Here is a 26,976-nt window from a genome sequence, read left to right as displayed (position 1 = left end):
AACCCAGGGTTTCAACCCTAGGCCTCCAGACGACACGTTACCCTACCACATAACGGCACGCATATGTAGCAACTATGGAACCAACTAACAAAATCCAGCGAAAAACAGCGATAGGGCGGTTTGTAGGCATGTATGTACTGTCGCTCACGTTCCCGCTCGCGGCTGTGTACCTGCTCATGCGGGTACCCGACTCTGTGTCCGCTTCGGAGACCCGCAAGTATCGCGAGATCGTCGAAGAGCAGGACCCGATGCTGGTCGATACCGACACGCTCAGCCAGATATCGCGCAGGCTCATCCAGCTCGACGGCGTTTACAGCAGCGCCACCGATGAAATGGCCAAAGCCACGGCGAGAACGCAGTTGGTTGACATTGAGAGTCGCGTTAACGGCATTATGAGCCATTTTAACAATCTGGCCGCCGCCGCCGCGCATGAGCAGAACAAGCGGTTATCGACCGGTATTGCCAAACTGACCGAAGCATTGGTTACCTACCGCCAGACCATCGGCGAGCTTAGGCGCACACTGGACAGCAAAGGCATTGATATGCAAATGGTGAATGACCTCCGCAACCAGATCAATATGAAGGATCTGGAAATCAAAGGAATGGAACGCCAGTTGCTTACTGCCGCAGCAGGCGGTGGTGGCGGAGGCGGAGGAGGTGGCGGTGGAGGCCCAGACAAGGAGCTGCAAGCCAAACTGGCTGCGCTTCAACGCGACCTCGATAATTGCAGGAGTTCCAAATCGAGCGGCGGGGACATCGCCGCCATTCAACGGCAGCTCGATGAATGTCTCGCAGCCAAAAATGGTACGGCCGTCACTTACCGCGAATGGCTGCGGTATTCTGAAGCCGAAGGGTATTACCAGTTGCTCACGCAAGGTAACCTGCGCAAAAACGACCGGAAAGTGTATTACGACCAGGCGAAACAGATATTCGACGGTTTACAGGTTTCGACAGCCAACAAAGACATGAAAGCCAAGGCCTCTGAACGGTTATTGGCATTGCAAAAAAATCAGCCCTGAGAAACAGCGTTCCAAATCTATCCTATTGATCCATGCAAACCGAAGCACTCAGATACGCGATCACGATCGCACAGTCGCTTGCGCGAGAATACCGGCAGGAGCGGTTTGGTCCCGCGCATTTGCTCATGGGCCTGCTGCATAACGACGTCGGCCTGGCTTCCGAACTCGTAATGGCTGGCAAAGACCTTGCATACCTGCGCGACTGGGCCGAGGTACGACTGGAAGAAAGCGCAAAATCGGTGCGGGTGCCGGAGCTTCCGCAGCCCGATAACCAGGCCACCTCCGCGCTGGAACTTGCAGAACTCATTGCATTACAGTTCAATATCGATACCGATCCGCTTTGTGCATTAGCCGCTTTACTCAAACCCGGGGTGGGGTTTTCTTCCGATCAGTTGAAATCCCTTCCTATTACTCAAAAAGAAGTACTGGCACTTCATAATGCGCCTCCTGTTGCAGGCAATAGCAAAAATCAAGCTGCAAAACCCGCTGCGCCGGCAGCAGCAAAAGGCACCGGTTATCTGGATAAATACACGTCTGACAAAACACAGCGTGCCGCCGAAGGCAAAACCGACGACATTATCGGTCGCGACCGGGAAATCCGGCAAATGGCCGAAATACTAGGCCGCAGAAGCAAGCCTAATGTGATATTGACCGGCGAACCGGGTGTTGGCAAATCGGCGCTGGTGGAAGGCTTTTCCAAACTCATAGCGGAAAAAAAAGTCCCTCAGCTGCTGCAAAACGCCCGCTTACTGGAACTTGACACCGGTACGCTGGTAGCCGGTGCATCCTACAAAGGCGAAATCGAAGAGCGATTGAAGGGTATTTTAAATGAATTGAAAGGATTTGACAAAGCGATTCTGTTCATCGACGAAATTCACATGCTACTCGACCCCAAAGGGTCGATCGGTGCGGGAGTTGCCCAACTGCTTAAACCCGAACTGGCCCGTGGCGAGCTTACATTGATCGGTGCGACTACGCCGGAGGAATACCGGAAATACATTGAAAAAGACGAAGCATTTTCCCGGCGGTTCGAAATACTGCATGTGGAGGAGCCCGACGAAGCCACTGCCACACGCATGATCGAGCACATGCTGCCGGTGTATGAAGCCCACCACGGCCTGAAAGTGGCCGAAGGCACCGCAGCCGAGGCTGTGAAACTGGCGAAAAGGTATGTCAAAGACCGCCGCCTGCCCGACGTCGCCCTCGACCTGCTCGACCGCACCATGGCCGCGATGCGCTTAATGGACGAAGTGTCTGAAAATGAACTAAATACCTTACAGACCGACCTCGACACGCTGATGGCCGTGGATGAAGCGGAAAGGCTGCATGAACTCAAATGGTTTGCCCGGCAGCTGCCTAACCGGCTCAGCCCCCTGCTCACCGGTCAGCTCAATGCCCATGATGACCCCGACCTTGAAACACCAGAAGGAATTCATAATCAATTAAGTACCAAACTTTCAGCGCTGCGTGACCTGGCCACACGACGCTCCGATTCGATCGGCAAAAATGACGTAGCCGCCATTATCTCTCACAAAACGGGTATACCGCTCGGCAAGCTCCAAAGCTCCGAACGTGACAAGCTGCTGGGAATTGACGAAGTATTGAAGAAAAGGGTGGTAGGCCAGGATCAAGCCGTGAAAGCATTGAGCGAAGCTATTCTGGAATCACGCTCAGGCCTCATCAAGGCCGGGCAGCCTATTGGTTCGTTCTTTCTGCTGGGACCAACTGGGACCGGAAAAACCGAAATCGCGAAGGCACTGGCAGACTTCCTGTTCAACGATGAATCGTTCCTGATCCGGTTCGATATGTCGGAATTCAAGGAAGAGCATTCGGCGGCATTGCTCTATGGCGCTCCTCCGGGGTACGTGGGTTACGAGGAAGGTGGGCTGCTGGTGAACAAAATCCGCCAGAAACCCTATTCGGTGGTTCTTTTTGATGAAATAGAAAAAGCGCACCCTTCTGTTTTTGACCTTTTCCTTCAAATCCTCGATGAGGGCAAGTTACACGACAGGCTCGGCAAGGAAGGTGATTTTTCTAACGCGGTAATCCTCTTTACTTCCAACATCGGACAGGAGCATATTATCCAGGAGTTTGGGAAAGGAGGTATTCCGCAGTCGTCCGATCTGATGGAGATCATGGCTAAATATTTCCGCCCCGAGTTTCTGGCCCGGTTAACCGAAATCGTCCCTTTTGCCCCGATTTCAGAGGATAATGTGGTTAAAATATTCGATATCCATTTGCGCAGTCTTACCGACTTGCTCGATAAGCAGGGTATCAGCCTCAACCTTACCGCCGAGGCACGGAAAAGCATCGCAATGCAAGGTTTTACACCAAGATACGGCGTGAGGCCGCTGAAAGGCGTCATCCGGAACCTGCTAAGGCGGCCGGTAAGCCGGATGATTATCTCGGGCCAGGCCGGGAAAGGATCGGTGATCGACCTCAGCACCGACGACCATGGAGAGGTCATCTGGAATGTCCACCAGGCCGAAAGCATATTAGAATAGCACCCATTTTGATAAACTATCCACACCTTCCTGAATCGAACAATGAGTGTACTTGGAAATGCAGTCGCGCAATTCGCGCAAACTAACCTGGCCAGCCAGGTAGGAAACGGAGAATGCTGGACGCTGGCCGAACGCGCGCTGCAAAGTGCCGGCGCCAGAACTTCCACCGAAATCATGGGCAACGTAGGTCCGAACGACAACTACGTGTGGGGTACCGCCATTACCGCGGCCAACCTCGAAGCGGGCGATATTATCCAGTTTCGTAACTACACGTTCCGGTTCGATAGTTCGGATGGCGCCTGGCGGACGGAATCCCGCCCGCACCACACGGCGATCGTTATGTCGGTCGATACGTCCGGCGCCGTAGAAGTTTATGAATGCAATGTCAATGGCAGCAAAAACGTACAGCAAAACCGCCTGTACCTCCGCACCGGCGCGATGAGCGGCGGCAGCGTGACGGTCTCCGGGCAAATGTGGTTCTACCGACCGCAGGCACGGCCAACCACCTGACCCTCCGCACCGAGAAGTTATCCATCCGAAAATCTGAAACATTATGCACATTCATCTATTCAGAAATGCGAGGCGGTGGGATTCGTGCCTTGTTCCGATCGACGATACGACGTTCGGGATGATCCTGCAATTTAAAGTGCGCCTGGTGCGTGTTGAGCCAAACACCCGCTTTTTCATGGGTGAAACCTTCGCAACCGGCAACGGAATGCTGCACGACACCTACGGCCATTTTCACCTCGACCGATGGGACGATCACGAATGGGAAAATTACAAGGACCGGTTCGTCAACGTAGTGCAAAGGCATTGGAGCGATAAATTCATCCTCGATCCGAACAAGGATTGGCATGTCCCCCGCACCACATCCCCGCGCAACTCGGCCACTATTCAATGCGGATTGTCCATCCAGCTCGTCGACAGCTCCTCTCAGGCGCACCAGACCTACCGGATCATTCACCCGCGCGAAAGCACATTCAGATCCTATGTGGAAGAGTTCAATCGAACCGGCGTATTCACTCATAACGACCTGGAACCTCACTGGAACGACCGCCTTACCCGCATTGGCTCGGAAAACCACAATGTGTCGTTTTTGCAAACGACGGTTAACCACGAATTTGGCCACACGCTCGGGCTAAACCACGTGAAAGGGGTAGGTAACAGCGATGCCAATTATGGTGTGACATTGTCCGAACGCGAAAACCAGATGGGTATGGGCGGATTGCTCACGCCGCGTCACGCGCAGCCATGGATCACGCGCCTGCGCAACCACCTGATCCCGCAAACGCATTACGATACCACCGTTTCCTTCCGCGGAAGGGTTGCAAGCCCGCAGCTGATCGAATATTGGGATAACGACTGGCGTCCAGCCGCACCGGCAGCTTCCTGAAAATATGAATGAACAAATCCGCTGAACGCAGCGATTAAAGCCATGCAAAAGTTAACCAGCATACTGATTATTACAGGAATTGCCTTCTTCACCGAAGCATGCAATATGTTCGCACCGGTGGACCCGCTGGCGCCCGCGGCCTCGGAGGTGAGCGTGGAGCAGGTGTGGACATCGGGGGCAACCGTGAGGGGAAAAATCGATAACCTCGATCCTAAAAACGACCGCCAGGAAAAGAAAAGCGGGAAGATCCTTGAATATGGCTTCGTTTGGGGTACCCAGAATCAGCCTACGCTCGAAGCCGGAACGGTGATCAAGGTAGGAGAAGACAATCCTCCGACCCCATTTGAATTCGTGCGGGAAATCAACCGGCTCTCCGTGCTTACCACCTATTACGTGCGCACCTATGCCCGAAACCAGGGCGGCGGCGTGGGATACGGGCCCGTGGCGACATTCAAAACAGACGATTATGTTTTTGCCGAGCTTTCATTGGGTAAGATAACCACCACTTCCAAGGTGTCGGCTGATATTGTGGTCAATATCTTATCCCTGGGCAATGCTGAAATCTCGTCCTTCGGCGTCTGTTATTCGTCCACCAACAATGAGCCTACCACGAAGGACAGCCGGGCGACAGCCAACGGCAAAGCAGCCAAGGGTAGTTTCACCGTCAATGTAGGCGGATTAGCCGCCGGAACCACCTATTACGCCCGCGCATTTGCGATCACTTTGGGCGGCATCATTTACAGTGATGCGACGACCGGCTTCTCGCTCGGCGAACCCGCTGTTTTTACACCCAAAAAATCATTCACCATGTACTATTCCAACCCTTATGACCTCGATCAGGGCGCGTTGGTGTCGCAAGTGGGCTCGGAAGACTTAAACTGGTACCCCTATAACGACAAGCCGGGCATTTACCCGAGGAACGGGGCTAAGTTCGCGGTTTTAGGGGCCGTGAATTTCGACCAGGTGAAATACAGCGATCTCACCCGGGCCAATCTTAGTACCGGCTTCATCAACGGCAGCTATACGGATGTAATGGCAAACCAGTTGCAGAACGGCACCGTGATCGCATTTCTGACCAACCAGGGCAGGTATGGGAAGCTGCGTGTCGATGCCCACGGCGAAGACCGCCGGCCCGGATCAGCAAGCGGCGGCGATATGGAAGTGACGATCCTAACCTACGACCAACCATAAGCGTATATACGTAACCGTAAGGTAAATTATTTAAAGGGAAGCATGAAAAGTTGGCTGTTCATATTGGTGGCTTTCGTATCGGCTGTGGTGTTTCAGTCGTGTAACCTCTTTGCGCCGGTCGATCCGCTTCCGCCTGTGTTATCGAAACTGGAAGTGGTGGATATCAAACGCACCGAGATCACAGTCAGCGGGACAATCGACAATCCCGACAGCAAGAACGACCGGCAGGAGAAAAAGAGCGGTGTCATTAAGGAATATGGTCTGGTATATGGTACTGCATCGACCCTCGATGTGCAGAAGGACAAGGTGATCAAACTTGGCGAAACACCCGGGCAAACCCCGGTTTTAATCCAGAACCAGAAGATAGCAGGGCTCATGTCCGATACGCGCTATTACATCGCGCTCTATGCCCGAAATGAGGGCGGCGGAATCGCCTACGGAGAGGTGCTGGACATCAAAACAACTCTTATACCACCCGCCGTAGTGACACGCAACTCCGTGAAGGTTGCCAGAACCAAAGCACTTTGGTACGACCTGGACACCGGCACCCCGCTGCTCACCGCGGACGACCCGAAAAAGGACATTACGATCGATTTCTTTGTCATATCGGCCCGGGGCACGGTACTCGAAATCAATACCGCTAACAAGCTGCAATTCGCAAACCTGGACCTCGCTGACTACGACAAACTCACTTATCTCGACCTTGTACGCATCACGAACTACGGCAGCATGAGCATTACCTACGTATTCAGTAACCTAACGGACAATACCGTGATCGCATTCAAAACAGGGGAAGGCCGGTTCGGGAAATGGCGGATCGAAGACGTGACAGCCAACGACATCACGATGAGCCTCATCACTTATGAAAACTAATGGTATGATGAAGAAACTCTTTACATTTTTGATGATGCTCCTCGCCGTTCAGGCGCTGGCCCAGGATCGGATCTGGCTCGATAACGGCAATCCCGTACAAGCCAAACTGAGCCGTGCGATGGACAGCAAACTGGAATGGATCGCCTCGGACGGTATCCCGCGGGTTTACCACCGGAAACGCTTCCTGGTCATATTCGGGTCAGCAGGACAATTTATGGTGATTTCCGAGCTGAACGAAAGCCCGAACAAGGCCCAGACGCAAATCGAAGCATTTTACAAGGCTCCTCCTCGGAATGTGAGCCAGGATATTATCATCAAAAGCGTCCCGCTGACCGTGATCACCGGCAACATTTCCTACGAAAGCGACGACGTGATCAACTACCTCACGATGGAAGGCAACGCGGCGTCGATCAACAAAGAGGAAGTGGCGACGGTGATTTACCGCGACGGCCGACACGAAATCCTGCGGGATGTGGTGGATGTGGCACCATTGCTTGCATTGGCACATAAGGAAATTGAGAAAAAGGAAAGAGAAATTGTCAGAAAAGAACCGGACCCAGCCCAAAACCAACCTGTTGCTAAGAAAGACGTTCCGCCCTCACCGAAAGAACAGGTAAAACCGGTGCTGACCGACGCCGAATACAAGGAATACAGCGCGAAAGGTATCCGCCGGGTGGATGAATTCACCTCCTACCTGCGCATCATCGGCGATAAAAGCATGAAATCGGAAGATAAGAATAAGGCGGTACAGCAAGCATTAAGCCTGTTCGAACCGCAGGCCACCGTAGCCGTGAGTTCGGCAAAAGGCGTGAAGAAATATCCGGTGAAAGAGTACCTCAACCGCCTGAAACTCCTGCCTTATGCCAAAATCAATATTACCTGGAATGAGGTTAAATATGTGAGTGAGCTGAAACAGGAGGCTGACGGCAACTACTACGGTACGATCGCCGGGCAGCAGGTCTTCGAGGGTTATTCTGCGAATGGAAAGGTCGCCTACGGGGATATTACCCGCAAAAATATCCGTGTGAAGCTCGAATCGTATCAGAAAACCATCGACGGTAAGGATACGGTGAACTGGGAAGTTTTATTGGGAAATATAGGGGTCGAAACCAACGAGGGACAATGAAAACCGGGCTATACATCATCCTGCTTTTGTTTCAGGCCGCCACCGCTTCGCTGTATGCGCAATGCGGTTACCTGGCCGGCAAGATCACCGATATTTCGGGCGCTACGCCCCTCTTGGCAAGCCTGTCCGCCAAAACCGAGCAGGGCAAACTGCGGCTCGGCAAGTCCGACAGCCTGGGCGTATTCAATGTGGAAATGCCCTGCCATATCATCGAGCTCACCATCGAATGCCCGCAGTTCCAGACACAACATATCCCCGTGAATATCGACGGCAAAACCGAAGGCACGTTTTTCATCACATTAGCCATGATGCCTCTGGGCAAACAAACCAGCGACGAGCCGTACGCACAATCGGAGCAAAAGCATTTCGAATTGAAAGATTCGCTGAAAGCAGTTTCCATTGTGCGGCGGATCGAAGTTCGGGACGCATTGTCCGACCAGAGACTGCCAGCCGAGATCTGTCTTTATTATACCCAAAAACAAAAAAAGGATTGCTTCTCGCTGACGACCGACCGCCCAAGGGCCGAAATCGTATTTACCGAGAAAGACATTGTAGCCATTGAAGTCAAATCGGGCGGATACCAGGCCTACAACGGCAACCTCATTCTCGACAAAACCGACCAGGAACCCCGGACTTACATCATCAAACTGAACCGCCAGCGAACCATCCTGTCCGTCAACATCCTGCAAGCCCAGCAGGGAATGCTGTGCCGGTTATGGAGTGACGGCCAGTCGGACATTACCCTGAACCGGGTGAACGACAGCCACTATTTCGCCGACCTCGTGCCGGGCCGCGACTATAAATTCGGCATTGCGCCCGCATCCAGCCAGCCGGAACTGGTTACCGCTATGGCGTCGGTAAAGGAAGGCATTACCTTGAAAACTTTGCGTGTGGCCGAGCGGGCACCGGAGCGCCCGGCGCCGGAGCGTCGGCCGTCGGTAGTTACCCGGGTAGAAACGCCGGCTGCCAGAGGCATTACCGCTTCGAACAAGACACTTTATTTCCCGAAAAGCGACTACAAGCTGCCGCTGCAATCGCGGACCTACCTCGATTCGGTAGCGGTGTACATTCTTGAAAACAAAAACAAAGGCCTGCGCATTACCGGCCATACCGACAACGTAGGCAACCCCGGCCTGAACATCACGCTCTCGGAATACCGCGTGCGGGTGATCTCGCGGTACCTCATCGGCAAAGGTGTGCCCGAGGGCGTGATAGCCGCGGTGGGCGTCGGCAGCAAGTTTCCGGCACGTCCCAACGACAGCGAGGAGAACCGGCGCATGAACCGCCGTGTAGAGGTGCAGATCATTGACTTAGATCCAAAAAGCAACTAAAAATATGAAAACGGGAATGAACAGTTTTAAATGGCGGGTGGCCTTCCTGACACTGGGCATTGTGGGCGCCGCTTTGCAGGTGGACGCGCAGACACTCACACGCAGGGATGCGGACGAGATACGCGTACTGGCGCGCGAAAAGGTGAAAGGCCTCAATGATCTGCTCAATGCGATTGCCAACGAGGACCTCAGTAACTACGAGCGCCGCTACCTGATGATGAACAGCTATATGCCGAGCAACGATCAGATTTTCATCAACGACGGTGTAATTGTGGAGGACGATATAGACCCGAAACACAAATCCAGCGCGCCGGGCCTTGATACGCCCATTGAAAAGTACCTCAGCAATTTCGACCTGTTTTATACCAAATCGGAAACCAATACGATCGAATTCACCAGCCTGGTCGTTTCGGACGTCAAGGTCGATAAATACCCGTTTGTAAAGGTGTTTTACACCCAGCAGTTCAAAGGCAAAAGCAACAAGGATAATACCCCCTACACGCCCATTGCAAGAGTAGCCGAGCTCCGGGCCGACAAATCGGGTAATGACTGGATCGTGTTCCTGACGCGCATTGCATTCAATTCTGCCGAAAGCGCCAAATCTGTACCGGTAACACCGAAACCTTCCGCTACCTACGATTCGCTCCAACGCAAAAAAGAGCCGGTAGTAAGCAAAGCCTCGGACCGGCCGCCGGTTGCTAAGCCGGAGGATGCCAAGGAGGGCGAGCGGGTTTTCAAAGAACTCAACAAACCCAATGCCGAAGCAGCCGCCAACGCCCGCAAATGGGGCGCGATCAAACTCGGCGCCGGCGTGGCAGCGCTCGCGTTCGGTGCGGTGACTTACAGTATGCTTAATAAAGATTATAAGGAATACAAAAGGCTGATAGACAACCCGGAAGGGCTCACCAGCTATGCCAAACCGGGCATTTACGTCTCGGTAGGCGCAGCGGCAGTCGGCCTCGGCGTATCGCTCACTTCGCTGTTCGATTTCAAGCGCGCCAAGCAGTTGTCGCAGTAGTGTATTCTGATTTACAACATTCACCAGGTTGACCGCCGACAGCCAACAGCCGAAAGCCCCAAAACCATGTCCCAACCCGCAGCAAGAATTGGCGATATGCACGTATGCCCGATGGTTACCCCCGGAACGCCTCCGGTGCCCCATGTAGGCGGACCCGTGCTGCCCCCGGGCACCCCCACTGTGCTTATAGGCGGGCAGCCGGGCGCTTGTGCAGGCGATATGTGCCTGTGTACGGGCCCGCCCGACTCCATTGTAATGGGTTCCACCTCGGTACTCATCGGCGGAAAACCGGCGGCGCGCCTCGGCGACGCCACGGCCCACGGCGGCAGTATCGTAGCAGGCTGTCCCACAGTTTTGATCGGTTAGCAACAACAGTATTTACTTAATCCTATACAACTATGTTCAACTACGGAATAGGCGGTAATGAACGCAAGATTGACCAGTCCAGTGAAGGGATTGCTGACATTCCTCAAAACCGCACCCTTTTCGCCACGCAGCTGACAGGCGAGCCGTCGCCGCGGCCGGAAATGGTTTACGATCTCAAAACCACCGAAGAAGTTTTCGCGCATTATCAGCCCGAGGCGGAAGTAGAGTTCATCACTTCCGACGGCAGTTTTATCAATGAGAACCTGCGGTTCAGGAATCTCGGGGATTTTGGTAAAAAAGGAATTATCGCTCAAAGCGCATTCCTGCAAGACCTCGACGCCCGCAATGAAGCCTACCAGCAGGTAGTGAGGCATCTCAAAGTGAACAAAATCCTGAAAGCCGCGTTGGAAAAACCCGAAGCCAAAGCCGCATTGCTCGGCGTGTTCCAGACGCTGATTAACGAGTTGGAGGAAGCAGGGTAGCGATAGAAGTTTCAATCACAATTCATTCAGTCATTCAATCATTCAGTCATTCAAAATTGAACATGGCAGACGATACAAAAACATCCCAAGAAGCCGCACCGGCGCTCAAAGAACGCGTAGCCGTTCCGCTGGAAACCGGCCTGCCGCTTCTCGCCAAATATGGCAGCTTCGACCTCGTGGAAACGATCATCGAAGGCGCCGCGAATATTAACCCCGAGAAGAAGGCCCGGAAAAAGATATTCCTCACCGAAGCCGACAAGAAGAAAGAGCGCCAGCAATTGAAAAAGCGCCTGGAATTGTGGTCGGAGCTGCTGAGCAGCGCGGAAAGCGTGCCGGATATGATCGAAGCGGGTCAGAAACAGGCAGACGCCGCATTTGAATTATTGAAAGAAAACCTGGGCAAGGCCGTGGAGCAAATCCGCCCGCTGGAACAGTCGTACCGCTCGGTGGCGATGTTTTTCAAAAACACGGAGCAGGATAAGGTCAAAAACGTCACATTCCTGAATGCGGCGGCTGATCAGTTGCAGGATCTGGATGTGACTACATTTATCGATGCTGTTGGCGAGGAACTCGCCTCGAAATACGACCGCCTCGATTTGCGCGAAAACTACTCCATCCTGAATGTGCCGGGCTACCTGGGTTCGGGGAAAGTAGTGGACAAATGGGCGAAAATGGCGCATAAGAACAAGGTAATGCTATTAACCGACTTCATGCACCTGGATGCACCCGAAGACGTGATGGAGCTTTTCGAATCGGCTAACCTGACCGGCGGCGCGGCACATTTGTCGAATGTGATGATGACCTGCAACTGGCTGGTAGGCCGTGCAAAACACGATGATCTGGGCGAAGAGGACGATCTCTACATCCCGCCATCGACTGCATTGGCCGGTAATGTGTATAAAACCCTGATGTCGCAGGTAGCCGCGGGTAAAAAACACGGTACGCTCAGCGAAGTGGACGGCGTTCGGTTCCCGCTGAAAAAATCGGAGATCGCCGACCTCGAAAAAATGGGGCTGATCCCGATGGTGAACGAGTACAGCAAGGTAATGGCGTTTTCGGCAAAAACGCTCTTCAACGGAGATAATGTGGGCTTGCAAACCTATTCGGTAGTCCGGGTTTTCGACTACATCACCAAAGTGCTCATCGACTTCCTGAACCGACGCGCATTCGAAAACTTCGATTACAACACCAAAAATGACCTGAAAAAGCAGATCATCAAGTTTCTCGACAGCGTTACCGGGCCCGGCAAGCTCATCGAAAAGTTCAGCGTCATGCGTTTCGAGCAGGATAAGGACCAGAAGGACAAGGTTTACCTCGACATCCACATGGTACCCTATTTCCCCGCGAAAAACTTCATGATAGCCCTGACGGGCCAGAAAGGAGATGACCTGGACGCTGCGGCCTGGGCCGCGGAGTATGCGCAACAATGATTGCGAGTTCATGAGTTGAGAGCTTATGAGTCAAGCACTCTTACTCATCAACTCATAAACTTTAAACTCATCCGCTCATAAACCATGCCATTCAGCTCCACCGTAAAAATCGACGGCGACCACGAGTACAGCGTCATGTTCATGCAATTCGAGTTGCATCAGACGGTGGACGACGCGATGTCCATTACCTCGCCGATCCAGTGGGCGCATTTGTACATGGAGCTGGGAATGGTCCTCGATGATTTTTTGGTTGAATGGGCCAACAAGCCTTCGCAGAAATACGATCTCACGGTGGAACAATTCGGCGAAACCGGCTCATTCAAAACGCTGAGTTTCAAGGAGGCTGTTTGCATTGAATTCGTAGAAATGTTTGACGACGGTACCGACGACCTCGACAAGGCGCTTTCCAGCCGGTTGCAGAATTTTATCACTTGCATTACCGTAACCGCCGGCAGCGTGGAAATCAACGAAGCGAAACTCGAAAATTTTTAGCCATGGCCGAACAGGACGCCAGTATCGGAGTAGAGGCGCACCTTACCCTGGACGGGAAGGAGTTTATGGTCAAAAAGATCGCCTATGGGTGCAATCGTAATGCGGACGAACGCGGGAGCCCGACGGACTCGCCCAAAGCGCGGCTGATACGCATGACGATTTCGCCCACGAAGAACGACGATTTCGCATTGCTCTACGACTGGGCATTCAAAAACGACCGGCAGCTCAGCGGAAAGGTGGAGTTTAAATACGACAACGACTCGCAGATCCTGCGCAAAATGGAGTTTGAAGAAGCCTATTGTGTCGGTTTTCGGGAGTCGTTCCGGGCGAAGCAGTCGACGATCCGCGGGCACAAGCTGGCGCATGTGCCGGATACCAAAGGCTATCTGCCGCAGCACCGTGGCAAGGACTATTTCCTGCGCGACAGCAGCCTCGCATTGGTTTACGAGTTGGTGATCTTGCCTCAGAAAGTCAAAATAGGTCAGGTTGAAATAAGCAGTTAAATGGCACGACAGGTTAACACGAGCATTGAAATCGAAGGTGGCGTCGAGATTACCCGGCACCTGGGGCTGGTGATCGAGCAGGATTTGTTCGCCCATCACTGGTTTGAGTTGCTGGTACCGTTCGATCAGCTGGAAGACGAGGGAGAGCATTTCTTCAACCGCTCGCACCGTGCGGTCATGGGCAAGAAAATCACGTTCTCGTTCAGTCCGCGCCTCGGTTCCGATTCCTTCGACTTCGTATTTCAAGGCATTGTGACCGAGATCCGCCTCCGCAGCCTGAGCGACATGAGCAGTGCATTCGTGCTGAAAGGATATAGCCCGACGATCGTGCTGGAAGATTCTGTGCAACGGCGCTCGTTCCTGCGGTCCTCGGTTCAGGACCTTTTCAATAATGTACTGCAACCGTACCCGCAAAATCTGCTTAGGAAACAGCTTAATCCCGAAAATGGCAGCCGGCGGGTCCCGTTTACACAATACAATGAAAGCAATTACAAGTTTCTTTGCCGGGTAGCCGATCGTTGCTGCGAGTGGTTCTATTACAATGGCCGCGAACTCGTGCTGGGCAACAACGACTCGGAAGAAGTGGATTTCCTGGTCGACGGCTTACAGAATTTCGACGTAGCGATCCGGCTTCAACCAACGGTATTCTCCTTTGAAGGATACAACTACACCGTTCCCGAAACATTCACGGGACAATCGTCGTCGCAAAACGTGGATGGCCTTACAGCACTGAGCGAATTCGCATTGGAACAATCCGACAGCCTTTTTGCCCAAACATCCCTCCTGCCAGCGCCGGAGATTATCGGAAACCAGGGCGAAATCGACGAGCTGACCCAAATGGAGCGCTCGGCAAGGGTTACTTCAATGGTTGATTTCAAAGGCTCCGGGGAAACTCCGACCATGAGTGTGGGCACGGTACTGGCCGTTAAAGGGCAACGCCTCAACGAGCGCGGGGAGGCCTATGAAGAGAATTTCGGAAAATATCGTGTAGTACACATCCGCCACGAAGTCAATACGGCGGGCAGCTATCAGAACACATTCAATGCGGTGCCGGAGTCGGCGCAGCACCCGCCTAACAACCCGTATGTGCGTAACCCGCTGGGAGAAACCGAGCAGGCGGAAGTGATTGACAACGATGACAGCGAAAGCCTCGGGCGTGTACGTGTGAAGTTTTTCTGGGGACAGGGCCGCCAGCAGGACCAGGAATCGTACTGGATGCGGGTAGGCACGCTCCACAACGCCGAAGGCCGCGGCATCAATTTCGTACCCGAGATCGGCGCGATGGTCATGGTGGGCTATGAGGGTAACCTTGCCGAAAATCCTTTCGTAATGACCTGCCTGTATCCAAAACCCGAAGAGGACATCGACTATTCACCCGAAAACAACGATGTGAAGGTGATTGCCACGCGCTCGGGTAACATGATGATATTCATCGACAAGGAAGGCGACGCCAAAATCCAGATCAGTAACCGGAACAAGACCGACACATTCCTGGAATTCGCATTCAAAGACGACGGCCAGATCAGGCTGCACGTCGAAAACGGGTTAGTCGAAGTCAAATCGAAGGAGATCAAGATCGAGGCTACCACGGACATTACCGTCAGTGCGGGCGGGAAATTCGACTTGCATGCCGGCGAAATCGCTATGAAGGCCGATCAGAACATTAAAATAGAAAGCGGTACCGACACCAAAGTCAAAGCCGGCACCGAGTTCGAAGCCGAAGGTACCGCAACCGCGAAAGTGAAGGGAGCGCAGCTCAGCCTCGAAGCAGACGCTATGGCCGAGCTGAAATCCAGTGCCGCCACTGTGGTGCAGGGTAACCCGATCATGCTCAACTAAGTCAATATATCCATAAACAATTCATTCACTTTTAAACACTTACAACTATGCCAGCTTCAAGTTTTGACGCTTATTTTACCTGGGATGGCGGCCCGTCGGGCGACGGCATCGCCGTGATCTCATGCAGCTATTCCCTGTCGCAATCCACCGACGATAAAGGACGTGTTTCTTCCAAAGTGTATGGTGGAAATGTCTTTATACAAGTTGACTCTTCCAGCGCCGACGATAGCAAGAGCCTCTGGGAGTGGATGGTAGACCCGGACGGAAAGAAATCGTCCGCAAAGATTACTTTCAAAAATGTAGACGAAGAGCAGACTCAAAAGGAGCTCGAACTCACCGATGTGTACTGCGTGCAATATGCAGAAAGCTTCGTAGAAACCGGCTCCATGCCGATGACCACCAGCATTACGCTGTCGGCACGGGAAATCAAACTGTTTGGCACCCCGCACACCAACCGCTGGTAAGCAGAAAGAGGCGGGATATGCGCCCGCCTCCTTCTGAAAATTTTTAAATGCTATGCTCTCACGGCTACGATTGTCTCATTATCGACAATGTGGTTAGCCTGAAATGTTAAGTCCGGATCCATATAAACACGGCGTTTGTACCAGGGCTGTTTTTTATAAAAAAGCCAGCCGTAAGGCGCACCGTCGGGCGCGAGATATTCCACCGGGCTGCCGGGGTTACGGTCGTTGTAGTCGTTCAGAAAGATAAAAAACAGCTCGCCGAAGAGCATTGAATGCGGCGCTTTGGCCCGGAAGTTCGTAAATGCGGCTTCATCGGCCTTTTTGGTAAACTCAAACTGAATCACCAGCACGCGGGAGAGATCGAGAAGGTCCATATCCGGCAATGGCTGGCCCACGGGATAATACCACTTTTTGTATTCTTTGAGGGGTATTTCGAGGTAATTCTGGTAAACCCGTACTACAAAAACCGGAAACAGAAAACCCACCAGCGCCGTGGCCATACCCAGGCCTTTTGAAAGCTCATCTGCCAGCTTATGGTAGAGAAAAATAACCACTAATGCCGTCAGCAGCGTGATCAGCAGCGTAAAACCGATCGCCCTGGCGGAACGGTTCTCGAAAAGAATATCAAACCATTGTGAAAGCAGGTAAACGTGCAGAATGCCCAAAACCAGAAAACATGCCATCGCCATCGGATAGGCGTCGTGGTAATCGGTCACCCAGAAACCCAGTGCCCCTACCAATGTCAGCACGGCTATCAGAACGACTGCATACAATAGTTGGAGACGTTGCGTGACAGTTTTAACAAACGGAAGGTTCATCGGGGACGTGCGTAGTTGGTGAACAAACAAAAATAAGCCAGACTTTCATTAATACAACCACAATTTATTAAACGCCGGATGGAAGATCAAAACTATTCTTTGCCTCTCGCGCTCGACCGCATCGTAGCCGGCCTGCCGCATCCGAAATGTCCTGACAGAGAAGCCATCCACCAACATTTATATCTGTTAATGGTAACCCACTTCGACGAAAATCGTTTCGATAGCCGCTATGGCTGCGCGCTTTGGGAGCATGATTTTTCGGTTTTGTCGCAGATTAAATGGAAAGACCTCATCCGCGAATCACTCGAAGAAGCGGTGAGTACCTACGAACCGAGGCTTACCAATGTCAAAATCAGGGTTGAAATGGAGGAATTTGAGGTTTTGAGCAAAACCAACAACTATATCCGCAAACGCGTGGGCATTGAGATCAAAGCTACCATCCGGCGCACCAATGAACCTTTCGTGTTCTTCGAGCGCATTTTCATATCCCCTTTATCCATCGAATAATATGCCCGAAACGATAAGTTATACCAAGGAGAACATCTCCCGCCGGCTGATCAGGCGCTGTGCCGAGCTGTGGGGTATCGACGACGCCCAAACCGACCATTTCGACCCGCTGGTGCGGCTGCTCGCAGAGGCATGTTCGGTGGAGTTTGAAAAGGTAGGGCAGGAAATAGAGCATACCGAACTCCGGCTGATGACGCGTCTGGCCGAAATCCTTTCCCCCGAAACCCATAATGCACCCCAACCCGCAACGGCCATCGTACAGGCGCGCCCGCAGGAACCTACGGGCTGGATAGAGCCGGAGAACCAGCTCACCGGTAAGCGTACCAATGCGCGGAAGGGCGAAACCACCGAAGTCCATTTCGCCCCGGCGGACCGCTACCCGCTAGTAAATGCGACCATTGCGCAATACGCGACGCCGCAGGGGCTGTTTGTCATAGAAAAAGGCGCGAAAACATTAATAGCCAAAACATTACCCCAGCCAGGCGGCGAACAAAGCATTTGGCTCGGGCTGGAAGTCGAGCCGGGCATTACCTCCTGGGAGGGCTTCCGGTTCTATTTCGACTGGGCAGGAGACCCCGCAGAATACCAATACCGCGAGTTCCTGCAAGCGGCGAACTGGCAATGGAACAATAAAACGCTTCCCATCCTGCATGGCTTACAGGACAGTGCCGTAGACGATTCCATTCTGATCTACCACAACAGCTTCGTTCGCTTAAACAGCGACGATTCCTGGGAGAAGGGCAAACTGAAAGCAGAGCCCTATCCCGATGCATTTGAAAGCATGTTCGATACCCGGACGCTGCAATCACTGAAAAAGCCTTTGACATGGCTCCGAATCACATGGCCGGCCATATTTCCGGCGGCAGGGTTTGAACAAATGAATGTTTCGCTAAATGCATTTCCCGTGCAGAACAAGCAGCTAAACAAAATCACCTACCGCCTGCAAACCGGCCTGAACGGCATTGCATTGCCCAGCGGCGACGCTTTTATGGGTATTCAAAGTGTGGTTAATCAAAAGAATCAGGCTTATGCTGCATCTGAAAAGAGCCTTTATACCGACGAAGAAACGTCTTTCAATGCCGGTACGTCGCAATTGGGCGGGGCGCCCGCTGGCGCAGTACGCGTGTACACGCTCCGCAGGCAAGGCATCGGCCGTTTCGACAAGCGCGATGCGCGGGCAGTGTTGTACCAGCTCCTGGAACTGCTGCGCGACGAAGTGACGGCTTTTAATGCGATCGGTGAAGATTTCCTGGCCTCCATTCTTCGCGAAATCGCGCAAAATATGGCGCGGATCGAGCAGAAGCTGGGCACCAAAAAAGCCAGTGAAACCACCGCTCAGCCATTCCTGGTCATTCGTGGTGATAAAACCCCCGACGTGCTTTTCATTTCCTATTGGAGCACGCTCGCCGAGCAGGCCAATGGCATTCCCGCGGGCACGCGGCTGCAATCGTACGCGGCTTCGGGCGTGAGCGGCGCGGACATTACCATGCTCACGCGCTCGTCCGGAGGGAAATCCCGCCCCGATGAAGGCGATTACGTGAACCAGCTCCGGAAGAACATCGTCACCCGCAACAGGCTCGTAACGTTGGAGGATATGCGGGCATTCTGCACCGCCGAGCTCGGCGACCGGCTGCGAAAAGTGCAGGTGAAGCCGCATTTTATGCCTGGTAAAATGCCCGGCCAGGGCTTCGTCCGCTGTTTGCAGATAGGCCTCACGCCCGCCTCACCCGCCCGCGGGAGCGACGATTGGGCACGCGAATGCGAGCTCCTGCAACTGAAAGTAAGCCGGCTTTCCACAGGAATGTATCCCATCCAGGTAGTAACGCTACCCGGCAACTCCTGACCCTTCCCGACAACTTCTCACAACCCGTGACAACTCCTGACCATCCCTGACAACTCCTGACTATTCTAACCGCATCCGCCAGAAAAATGGAACCCCGTCCCGATCTTAGAGCCGAATTCATCGCCAGTGCATGGCTCGAAAACGATATTCCTGCCCGGCAGATCCTTTTCCGCCCGCTGGGGGATTTCAAACGGCGCAGTCATCGCGATATCGAAAACACGCGGGAGCTGGAAATAGGCAATTTCAAAGGCCAGGTAATTGATTCGAACCGAAGCGGTATTTACGATCATTTGCCCGAGCAGCTATTCCATTTGCCGTCGTCTACGAACTTGAATTCCACTAAAAAGAAGGTCGATGAAATCCGCCTCCAGCGGGAGAAGGAACAGCAGTCCCGGCTGTTTTTCCTTCCGTTGGAACAGGAATTCTTTCTTAACCGCGTGAGTTTGGCCCGCCTGGAACAATGCGCCTGGGAACTTGGGCCGGAGTCGGGGTTACTGGAAGAGTTGAAAGCATTCTGGCAGGCACCTCCTTCCCTCGACGAAAGCGTGTTCGTGCAGCTGTTGCCGCTCCTTCCGCTCGTCTCCGAAAATCGCGGTAATCTCGAAAAAGCCGCTGATATCATGACGGTCGCATTGCGGTTGCCCGTTGAAATACAAACCATTTTCGGCTTGAAATACCACTTCGAATCCGAAGCAGGCATGGGCGACGCCCTGCTTGGCGCAGATACCGCATTAGGCGGCGAGCTGGATACCTATCTGCCGCAGATCAACGTCGGCATAGAAGTCCCCGACCCTGCCGCTCTGGACCAATACCTGCACAACAAGAACTTCGACACCTTGGTAAACTGGCTACTGGGCTGGTTTATCCCCGTGGAATACGATTTTGCGGTATCACTCACACTCCCGGCGGGCGTATCGGCATTCACGCTCGCTTCCGATGACGGGCCGTCGATTCCGCTGGGTTATGCAACGCTGATGGCTGTTTAGATGCGGACAAACTTACCATGCTGGTACCATACCTACTTTTCCAGAAAGCGATAGGATAGCAGGAAGTAGTTACGCTTGACGTTCGATGTCAATTTATAGTAACGGGACATCCCCTCTGAGATTTCCTGACGTACCTCTAAGCCGAACTTCTTGTAGCTGATACCCAAACCATAGATAAAACCGAATTCGTATTTTTTGGGCGCACTTATCGCCTCTTGTCTGGTTACAATCGGATCTGAATTCTGAAACCTATCCTCCTTCTTTCTTTCATTAGTTACAGAAATCGCTTGGCCATTTGTTACCCCTCCGTTCAGAAATAATTTAAATCCACCAATCGGGATTTGGTATCTGACCATGTTAACGAGCTTGATATAGCCAAAACCGAATGTATTCGTAACCTTGCTCAGGCCATCGTCCGAAAAGGTGCTCTCCCTGACAACGCTTGACTTGTAGGAAGTAAATACCAATTCATTATACAACGAAGCCCGTTGTTTCAACCGCGGGAACACAAAATTCAGGAATACGCCGCCTGAAACCTTGTTGGATAAGGGAAAATCTCCATTCACCAATTCTGGCACCACGGGTCCTTCGAAACTCAGTTTCGAGCTCGATAGGCCGGCCACTACACCTACCTGGATTAAGGAACCGGTAGGTTTATACGAAGTAACAGCTCCCTTTTGAGAGGAACATTTTTCGTAAAACCGGTCGAAGACTTTGCCTATCGATTGCTGAGAATAGGGCAACATCCGCTGGTCGGCGATGAGTCCCGGGCAATCTGCGAAGAAATTTTTCAATTGCTCGCGATAGTAGGTAACGTTGACCACCTGCCCGTTGGCAGCGAGATAGCGGTGATTGATCAGCAATTGGTAAGGCCCATCCTTATCCCTGATGTAGAGCTGAACTTTCCCATCTTTATCTTTCAGGTAAAACAGACCCTTCGGGCCGTTATTCACCACCAGCAAAAAGGCGGCTGTCTTTACGACTTCCGGTACCGGTGAGGAGGCTAAATTGTCAATTTCGGTCGCGCTTATGTTTACCTCTACATGCGCTTTGACGTAGTTTTCTCCATGCACTCCGAAGCCTTCCATATCGCTAAGCCCGTAAGTTTCGGTTTTCTCGCCTGTTAGAGCCTTGAAGTTAATGGTCTCCGGATTGCGTGACCAGCTCTTGTAATCAATGTACCCCCTGACTGTATCATTTGGAGCAATTACGATGTAGCCCGGTTCAAATGGCTTTTGAGCTTTGGAAAAATGAAAGGATAAGAGCAAAAATGTAAAAACGGCAAACTTGCTGTCATTTTACCCGTCTGATTTTCATTCGCTTATAGAAAAGTCGGCCGAAATGGCCATTTCCCTTAAAAAAACACACAAAACACAAGTTATTAGCAGAATAGTAATATCGGGTTCTAGGAAATTTATCTTGCGATTCTGATTTTTTCGAATCAAATTTGCGGTTTCATTGAAATCCCGAATCTGAAAGTGAAGACTGTACGAGTGATTAACCAGGCCATCAGCTTAATGCTTGCCGTCATGTTATTGACGGTGGCGGGAGCGCGGTCGTGGTCGGATCATACGGATCGGGGCGCTTTTCAGGGAGCTAAGACCGAGGCGGTCGCCAAAGATCTGGCTAAGAAGGCCAATGCGCAATCAGGCCAGTCGGAACAGCCCGAGGTAAGCGCGCTGAGCCTGAATGCGGTCATTACGCCCGCCATTTCCTTCGATTTTTATCAATACCTTTATTTTTTACCTCAGCCCGTCTGGCATTTCGTTGCCAAAAAACTGGTCGTCCGGACTATATTCAGCGAGCCGGTGTACCTGGTTTCTCATTTCCAGCGGGTTTTCGGCCGATTTATCGTCACCAACGCTCCGTAATGTGTGAGCGGGCCCAGCAGGCCCGCATGTCCGCATTTTCTCAGAAAGCCTGCGCCGTTTTATATTTCCAGCCGGGCTGTTTTCAGTTGTATTTCAAGGATTTCAATTAAATTTTTCATTTCAAAATGACCAACAAGAACGGGATAATCGCGTTGACGATCGTCATCGCCCTTATTAGCGTCTATAACCTGTCCTTCACTTTTGTGTCGCGCAATTTCAAAAGCAAGGCGATCGCCTATGCCACCGACGCGAAGGGAGAGGTTGACGTGACCAAAAAACAGCATTACATCGACTCGCTGTGGCGCGAAGAGGTATACCTCGGCCACACATTGCAGGAAGTTACCGAGCGCGAACTCAACCTCGGCCTTGACTTGCAAGGTGGTATGCACGTGGTATTGGAAGTGGCTCCTGCCGACATCCTTAAAGGAATGGCTGGCGGTAATGCCCGCAGTGCAGCATTCCAGAATGCATTGAAAAAAGCAGGTGAAGATAAGTCGGCCAACAACAGCACATTTATCAACCGTTTTGTAAGCGCTTATAAAGAAGCTGCTCCGAACACCAGCCTCGCGTCGGTATTTGCTACCAGCGCCAACCGCGGCAAGATCAACAGCAACTCGTCGGATTCGGACGTGATCAAAATGCTGAAAACGGAAATCGACGGTTCTATCGACCGTGCATTCCAGATCACCCAGGCACGTATCGACAAATTCGGGGTGACTAACCCGAACATCCAGCGCCTGCCTGGCCAGAACCGCGTTTTGGTGGAGCTCCCTGGTGTGGATAACCCTGAGCGTGTTCGCCGCCTCCTTTCCGGTGCTGCGAAACTGGAATTTGCAGAAGTATACCTGACGCAGGAACTCGGTGCCGGCCTCGAAGGCCTGGGTCGTTACCTGACTCAACAGGCTGAAATCGAAAAAGCGGCTAAGAAAACTGCCGCACCTGGTGCAGCTGCAACTGCTTCTACCGATACTACTAAAAAATCGACCGAGGGCGGCCTGGCTGCGCAGTTGGAGAAAAAAGCAGATTCTACTGCCACTGACTCGGCTGCATTGGCGGCTCAAAGCGCTGCATTGACCAGCCTGTTCGTACCGATGCCGCAAGGCCTTGGTGTATACCTGAAAGACACTGCGCGCGCCAGCGAAATCCTGCGCCGCCCGGAAGTACGCTCGCTTTTCCCTTCGGACCTCGTGTTCATGTGGGACCGCAAAGGAACCGAAGCAGGTGGTAACCAACTGATTTTGCCTTTGTATTTCATCAAGAAAACCAATGGCGAAGCAGCTATGGAAGGTGATGTGATCGTGAATGCAAACCACGACTACGACGACCGCGGCCGTCCGGAAGTAACGATGCAAATGAATGGTGAAGGTGCCCGCAAATGGCGCTCACTGACTGCCCGCAGCGTAGGCCGCCCGGTAGCGATCATCATCGACGGCCTGGTTTACACAGCTCCTACCGTGCAAGGCGAGATCCCTAACGGTAACTCGTCCATCACCGGTAGCTTCACCGTGGAGGAGACAAAAGATATGGCGAACGTGTTGAAAGCAGGTAAACTGCCGGCTCCGACGCACATCGTGGAAGAAGCAGTTGTAGGTTCTTCTCTCGGCGCTGAGGCGATCAACGACGGATTGTGGTCTTCGGCCGTAGGTCTTTTGATCGTACTCGTATTCATGGTGGCCTACTACAACCAGGCTGGCTGGATTGCTGATATCGCATTGTTGATCAACTTGTTCTTCCTCTTGGGCGTAATGGCTTCTCTCGGAGCTGTACTGACGCTCTCGGGTATCGCGGGTATCGTACTCTCGATCGGTATGGCGGTGGATGCCAACGTACTGATTTACGAAAGTATCAAGGCCGAGCTGGCGGAAGGAAAGCCATTTGCGCAATCGATCCGTGACGGTTTCAAACACTCCCTCACAGCGATTATTGACTCCAACGTTACTACACTTTTGACGGGTATCATCCTTTACACATTCGGTACAGGTCTGGTATTGGGTTTTGCAACAACCCTCGTTTTGGGTCTTTTGACTTCCCTCTTCAGCGCGATCTTCATTACCCGCCTGTTGCTCGAACAAAAGCTCAAAAACGGCAAGACTTTTGCATTTACCAATACGCTAACCAAAGGCTGGTTTCAGGATAACCACTTCGACTTCGTTTCGCAGCGCCGTCGTTTCTACATCATTTCGGCGATCATTATCGCGATTGGTGTAGGTTCATTCATCTTCAAAGGGTTCGGTTTGGGTATCGACTTCAAAGGAGGCCGTTCTTATGTAGTTCGTTTTGAAAACAATGTGGATGCGGATGCGCTCCGTACCAACATGGACGAAGTACTCGGCTCGACTACCGAAGTGAAAACTTTCGGAGGACAGGATCAGGTGAAAGTCACGACTCCTTACCTCATCGAAGACGTTACGCCGGAAGCTGATCAGAAAGCGGAAGCGAAAATCCTGGAAGCGACCAAGAAAATCGCCAACAACCCTGCCAAGATCGTTAGCTCGAACAAAGTGGGTCCTACTATGGCGAAAGACACTCTTTGGAGCGCGGTATATGCGGTATTGCTTGCATTGGCAGCGAACTTCGTGTATATCCTGATCCGATTCAAGCGCGTAGCGTTCTCGTACGGTGCGGTATTCTCTCTCGCGCACGACGTGGTGATTATCCTCGCAATCTTCTCGCTGTTCAACGGCTGGTTGCCATGGTCGCTCGATATCGACCAGGCATTCATCGGTGCGATCCTGACCATGATCGGTTACTCGATGAACGACACCGTCGTAATTTATGACCGTATCCGTGATTACCTCGCCGACGAAAAGTCACGCGGGCAAAACCTGTCGACCGTTATCAACAACGCATTGAACAGTACTTTGAGCCGTACGGCAGTAACCGGTATCTCGGTAATCCTCGTGTTGATCGTTCTGATGATCTTTGGTGGAGCGGTTATCCGCGGATTTACCTTCTGTATGTTGCTCGGGGTAATCGTGGGTACTTATTCTTCACTCTTCGTAGCGGCACCTATCGTGGTTGACCTGCTGCAACGTTCAAAGAAGAATGAGCCTGCGCCGGCAGTAGCAGCAGACGCTACGGCGGCAGCGGCAACCAAAAAAGCAAAGGCTTAAAATAAAAGAATAAAAGAGGGTAAGTATTGCACTTACCCTCTTTTTCTTTGGTGTCTATACGTAGTTAGCAAATTTTCTTTTAGCTTTATCAGACCATCATTTCTACAACAACAAACCTAATATATGGCAAGTCAACTCTGGATTAAAAAACCACTTGAAAAACTATTACACGAATCTACCGGAGAAGGTAACCAGCTGAAACGCACGCTGGGCCCGGGAAGCCTTGTGGCACTGGGAATCGGTGCGATCATCGGCGCGGGTCTATTCTCCATCACGGGTGGAGCGGCTGCCAACCAGGCCGGCCCTGCTATCACCATCTCCTTCATCGTAGCGGCATTGGGCTGCGCATTTGCCGGTCTTTGTTATGCCGAATTCGCTTCCATGATCCCGGTTGCAGGTAGTGCCTACACCTATTCCTATGCCACCATGGGCGAGTTCATCGCGTGGATCATCGGCTGGGACCTTGTATTGGAATACGCCGTAGGTGCCGCCACGGTAAGTATCAGCTGGAGCCGGTATTTAGTCAAGTTCTGCGAGGGGTTTGACGTCCATTTACCCGCGGCACTCACAGTTGGTCCGTGGGACGGCGGTGTGATCAACCTACCCGCTATTTTCATCGTAATCCTGATGAGCTTGCTGCTCATGAAAGGAACCCAGGAAAGTGCATTGGTGAACGGTATCATCGTAGGCTTGAAAGTAGCCGTTGTGATCATCTTCATCGTGCTGGGCTGGAAATACATCAACGAATCTAACTACGTACCTTATATCCCCGACAACACGGGCAAATTCGGTGAATACGGTTTCAGCGGGATCATACGGGCCGCGGCGATCGTGTTCTTTGCCTACATTGGTTTCGACGCTGTAAGTACTGCGGCGCAAGAGGCCAAAAACCCTAAGAAAGACATGCCGATCGGTATCCTCGGCTCATTGGTGATCTGCACCATTCTATATATTCTCTTTGCACACGTAATGACGGGTGTAACCAACTACACCACATTCAAAGGCCAGGACGGTATCGCGCCGGTTGCCGTAGCGATCGAATCCATGGGTACGCCCGATGCCAGTGGTGCTATCCACCCCGACTATCCGTGGTTGAACCGCGCAATCATCGTGGCGATCCTCGCGGGTTATGCTTCCGTGATCCTGGTAATGCTTTTGGGCCAGAGCCGCGTATTTTTCAGCATGAGTAAAGACGGATTGCTGCCACGCGTATTCTCGGCCGTACACCCGAAATTCCAGACGCCGGTGAAGAACAACACCATGTTCCTGGTCTTCGTGAGCCTTTTCGCGGCATTCGTACCTGCGCGCGTCGTGGGTGAAATGACCAGCATCGGTACATTGTTTGCGTTTATCCTCGTTTGTATCGGTATCATCGTAATGCGCAAGCAAATGCCGGACGCACCGCGTGCATTCAAAACACCGCTGGTGCCATTGGTTCCGATCCTCGGTATTTTCACTTGCTTTTTCATGATGGCGTTCCTGCCACTTGATACCTGGATCCGTCTGTTCGTGTGGATGATTATCGGTTTCGACGTGTATTTGTATTATGGTATTAAAAACAGCTTCCTGTCGAACAAACTGCCGGCTTCCATTGTGGCTGGCGGCAAAACCGTTGGAATCGTGGGAATCGTGCTGGCTGTGCTGCTGGCCGCGATAGCCTATTTCCACCACGTACAAACCGACGGCACCGACACAGGGATCTATTACTTCTCGCTCATCTTTGCCGCTATTCACATTGTGACTTTCGGTATGACGCAGACCAAGAAGGCGTAATTAGAAGAAAAAAAGGGCGGCCCGCGCAGGGAGG

The 26,976-nt window shown here is 52.4% G+C and carries 24 protein-coding genes; 22 read left to right on the top strand and 2 right to left on the bottom strand.

Annotated elements, in window-relative coordinates; translation table 11 throughout:
* The first annotated feature begins 74 nt into the window (after positions 1–74).
* The 16 genes from J2Y43_RS24350 (at position 75) to tssD (J2Y43_RS24275) (ending at position 16,031) form a co-directional block, all read left to right on the top strand.
* Complete coding sequence (locus J2Y43_RS24350; protein ID WP_309988366.1) at positions 75–1,019, top strand: hypothetical protein; 945 nt, start codon at positions 75–77, stop codon at positions 1,017–1,019.
* Positions 1,020–1,051: 32 nt separating this feature from the next.
* Positions 1,052–3,523 carry an ATP-dependent Clp protease ATP-binding subunit gene (locus J2Y43_RS24345; protein ID WP_309988368.1) on the top strand — a complete coding sequence of 824 codons (2,472 nt, stop codon included), beginning with the start codon at positions 1,052–1,054 and terminating at the stop codon, positions 3,521–3,523.
* Positions 3,524–3,565: 42 nt separating this feature from the next.
* Complete coding sequence (locus J2Y43_RS24340) at positions 3,566–4,033, top strand: hypothetical protein (protein WP_309988370.1); 468 nt, start codon at positions 3,566–3,568, stop codon at positions 4,031–4,033.
* Between the two features lie 43 nt (positions 4,034–4,076).
* Positions 4,077–4,916: a hypothetical protein gene (locus J2Y43_RS24335; protein ID WP_309988373.1), complete on the top strand. Its 840-nt coding sequence runs from the start codon at positions 4,077–4,079 to the stop codon at positions 4,914–4,916.
* A gap of 42 nt (positions 4,917–4,958) precedes the next feature.
* Positions 4,959–6,107, top strand: coding sequence for a hypothetical protein (locus J2Y43_RS24330; RefSeq protein ID WP_309988376.1), 1,149 nt, complete (start codon positions 4,959–4,961; stop codon positions 6,105–6,107).
* 42 nt (positions 6,108–6,149) lie between these two features.
* Positions 6,150–6,980 carry a fibronectin type III domain-containing protein gene (locus J2Y43_RS24325; RefSeq protein WP_309988379.1) on the top strand — a complete coding sequence of 277 codons (831 nt, stop codon included), beginning with the start codon at positions 6,150–6,152 and terminating at the stop codon, positions 6,978–6,980.
* A gap of 4 nt (positions 6,981–6,984) precedes the next feature.
* Positions 6,985–8,106: a hypothetical protein gene (locus J2Y43_RS24320; RefSeq protein WP_309988382.1), complete on the top strand. Its 1,122-nt coding sequence runs from the start codon at positions 6,985–6,987 to the stop codon at positions 8,104–8,106.
* A complete protein-coding gene (locus J2Y43_RS24315; protein WP_309988385.1) occupies positions 8,103–9,437 on the top strand; it encodes an OmpA family protein in 1,335 nt (444 codons plus the stop codon). Before J2Y43_RS24320 ends, J2Y43_RS24315 begins: the two co-directional genes overlap by 4 nt.
* 16 nt (positions 9,438–9,453) lie before the next feature.
* The gene (locus tag J2Y43_RS24310; RefSeq protein ID WP_309988387.1) at positions 9,454–10,455 is read left to right on the top strand and encodes a hypothetical protein; all 1,002 of its coding nucleotides are present in this window, start codon (positions 9,454–9,456) and stop codon (positions 10,453–10,455) included.
* Positions 10,456–10,521: 66 nt separating this feature from the next.
* Entirely contained in the window at positions 10,522–10,821 is a 300-nt protein-coding gene (locus J2Y43_RS24305; RefSeq protein WP_309988390.1) for a PAAR domain-containing protein, read from the top strand.
* A 32-nt stretch (positions 10,822–10,853) separates the two neighbouring features.
* Positions 10,854–11,303: a hypothetical protein gene (locus tag J2Y43_RS24300; protein ID WP_309988393.1), complete on the top strand. Its 450-nt coding sequence runs from the start codon at positions 10,854–10,856 to the stop codon at positions 11,301–11,303.
* Positions 11,304–11,365: 62 nt separating this feature from the next.
* Entirely contained in the window at positions 11,366–12,733 is a 1,368-nt protein-coding gene (locus J2Y43_RS24295; RefSeq protein ID WP_309988395.1) for a DUF5458 family protein, read from the top strand.
* An 84-nt stretch (positions 12,734–12,817) separates the two neighbouring features.
* Positions 12,818–13,225, top strand: coding sequence for a type VI secretion system tube protein TssD (gene tssD / locus J2Y43_RS24290; protein WP_309988399.1), 408 nt, complete (start codon positions 12,818–12,820; stop codon positions 13,223–13,225).
* 2 nt (positions 13,226–13,227) lie between these two features.
* A complete protein-coding gene (gene tssD / locus J2Y43_RS24285; RefSeq protein ID WP_309988403.1) occupies positions 13,228–13,728 on the top strand; it encodes a type VI secretion system tube protein TssD in 501 nt (166 codons plus the stop codon).
* The gene (locus tag J2Y43_RS24280; RefSeq protein WP_309988406.1) at positions 13,729–15,567 is read left to right on the top strand and encodes a phage baseplate assembly protein V; all 1,839 of its coding nucleotides are present in this window, start codon (positions 13,729–13,731) and stop codon (positions 15,565–15,567) included.
* A gap of 47 nt (positions 15,568–15,614) precedes the next feature.
* A complete protein-coding gene (gene tssD / locus J2Y43_RS24275) occupies positions 15,615–16,031 on the top strand; it encodes a type VI secretion system tube protein TssD (protein ID WP_106595708.1) in 417 nt (138 codons plus the stop codon).
* A 50-nt stretch (positions 16,032–16,081) separates the two neighbouring features.
* On the opposite strand, the gene J2Y43_RS24270 is transcribed toward tssD (J2Y43_RS24275), so the two are convergent.
* Positions 16,082–16,849: a TssN family type VI secretion system protein gene (locus J2Y43_RS24270; protein WP_309988411.1), complete on the bottom strand. Its 768-nt coding sequence runs from the start codon at positions 16,847–16,849 to the stop codon at positions 16,082–16,084.
* 78 nt (positions 16,850–16,927) lie between these two features.
* Here J2Y43_RS24270 and J2Y43_RS24265 point away from each other — a divergent pair, with 78 nt between their 5' ends.
* The 3 genes from J2Y43_RS24265 (at position 16,928) to J2Y43_RS24255 (ending at position 20,185) form a co-directional block, all read left to right on the top strand.
* Positions 16,928–17,356, top strand: coding sequence for a GPW/gp25 family protein (locus tag J2Y43_RS24265; RefSeq protein ID WP_309988414.1), 429 nt, complete (start codon positions 16,928–16,930; stop codon positions 17,354–17,356).
* A gap of 1 nt (position 17,357) precedes the next feature.
* On the top strand, positions 17,358–19,199 hold the full coding sequence (locus J2Y43_RS24260) for a type VI secretion system baseplate subunit TssF (protein ID WP_309988417.1): 1,842 nt from the start codon (positions 17,358–17,360) through the stop codon (positions 19,197–19,199).
* Positions 19,200–19,285: 86 nt separating this feature from the next.
* Complete coding sequence (locus J2Y43_RS24255) at positions 19,286–20,185, top strand: type VI secretion system baseplate subunit TssG (RefSeq protein WP_309988420.1); 900 nt, start codon at positions 19,286–19,288, stop codon at positions 20,183–20,185.
* A 32-nt stretch (positions 20,186–20,217) separates the two neighbouring features.
* Here the strand turns inward: J2Y43_RS24255 and J2Y43_RS24250 are convergent, their stop codons facing one another.
* On the bottom strand, positions 20,218–21,453 hold the full coding sequence (locus J2Y43_RS24250) for a hypothetical protein (protein WP_309988423.1): 1,236 nt from the start codon (positions 21,451–21,453) through the stop codon (positions 20,218–20,220).
* 210 nt (positions 21,454–21,663) lie between these two features.
* Here J2Y43_RS24250 and J2Y43_RS24245 point away from each other — a divergent pair, with 210 nt between their 5' ends.
* The 3 genes from J2Y43_RS24245 (at position 21,664) to J2Y43_RS24235 (ending at position 26,942) form a co-directional block, all read left to right on the top strand.
* Complete coding sequence (locus J2Y43_RS24245; protein WP_309988425.1) at positions 21,664–22,056, top strand: hypothetical protein; 393 nt, start codon at positions 21,664–21,666, stop codon at positions 22,054–22,056.
* A 125-nt stretch (positions 22,057–22,181) separates the two neighbouring features.
* A complete protein-coding gene (gene secDF, locus J2Y43_RS24240; RefSeq protein ID WP_309988428.1) occupies positions 22,182–25,169 on the top strand; it encodes a protein translocase subunit SecDF in 2,988 nt (995 codons plus the stop codon).
* Positions 25,170–25,292: 123 nt separating this feature from the next.
* Entirely contained in the window at positions 25,293–26,942 is a 1,650-nt protein-coding gene (locus J2Y43_RS24235) for an amino acid permease (protein WP_309988431.1), read from the top strand.
* The last annotated feature ends 34 nt before the right edge of the window (positions 26,943–26,976 follow it).

It is taken from the genome of Dyadobacter sp. BE31 (assembly GCF_031457695.1).
Taxonomy (GTDB): Bacteria; Bacteroidota; Bacteroidia; order Cytophagales; family Spirosomataceae; genus Dyadobacter.
The sequence above is the reverse complement of the archived record's forward strand: the minus strand, read 5'-3'. Positions and strand labels throughout refer to the sequence as shown.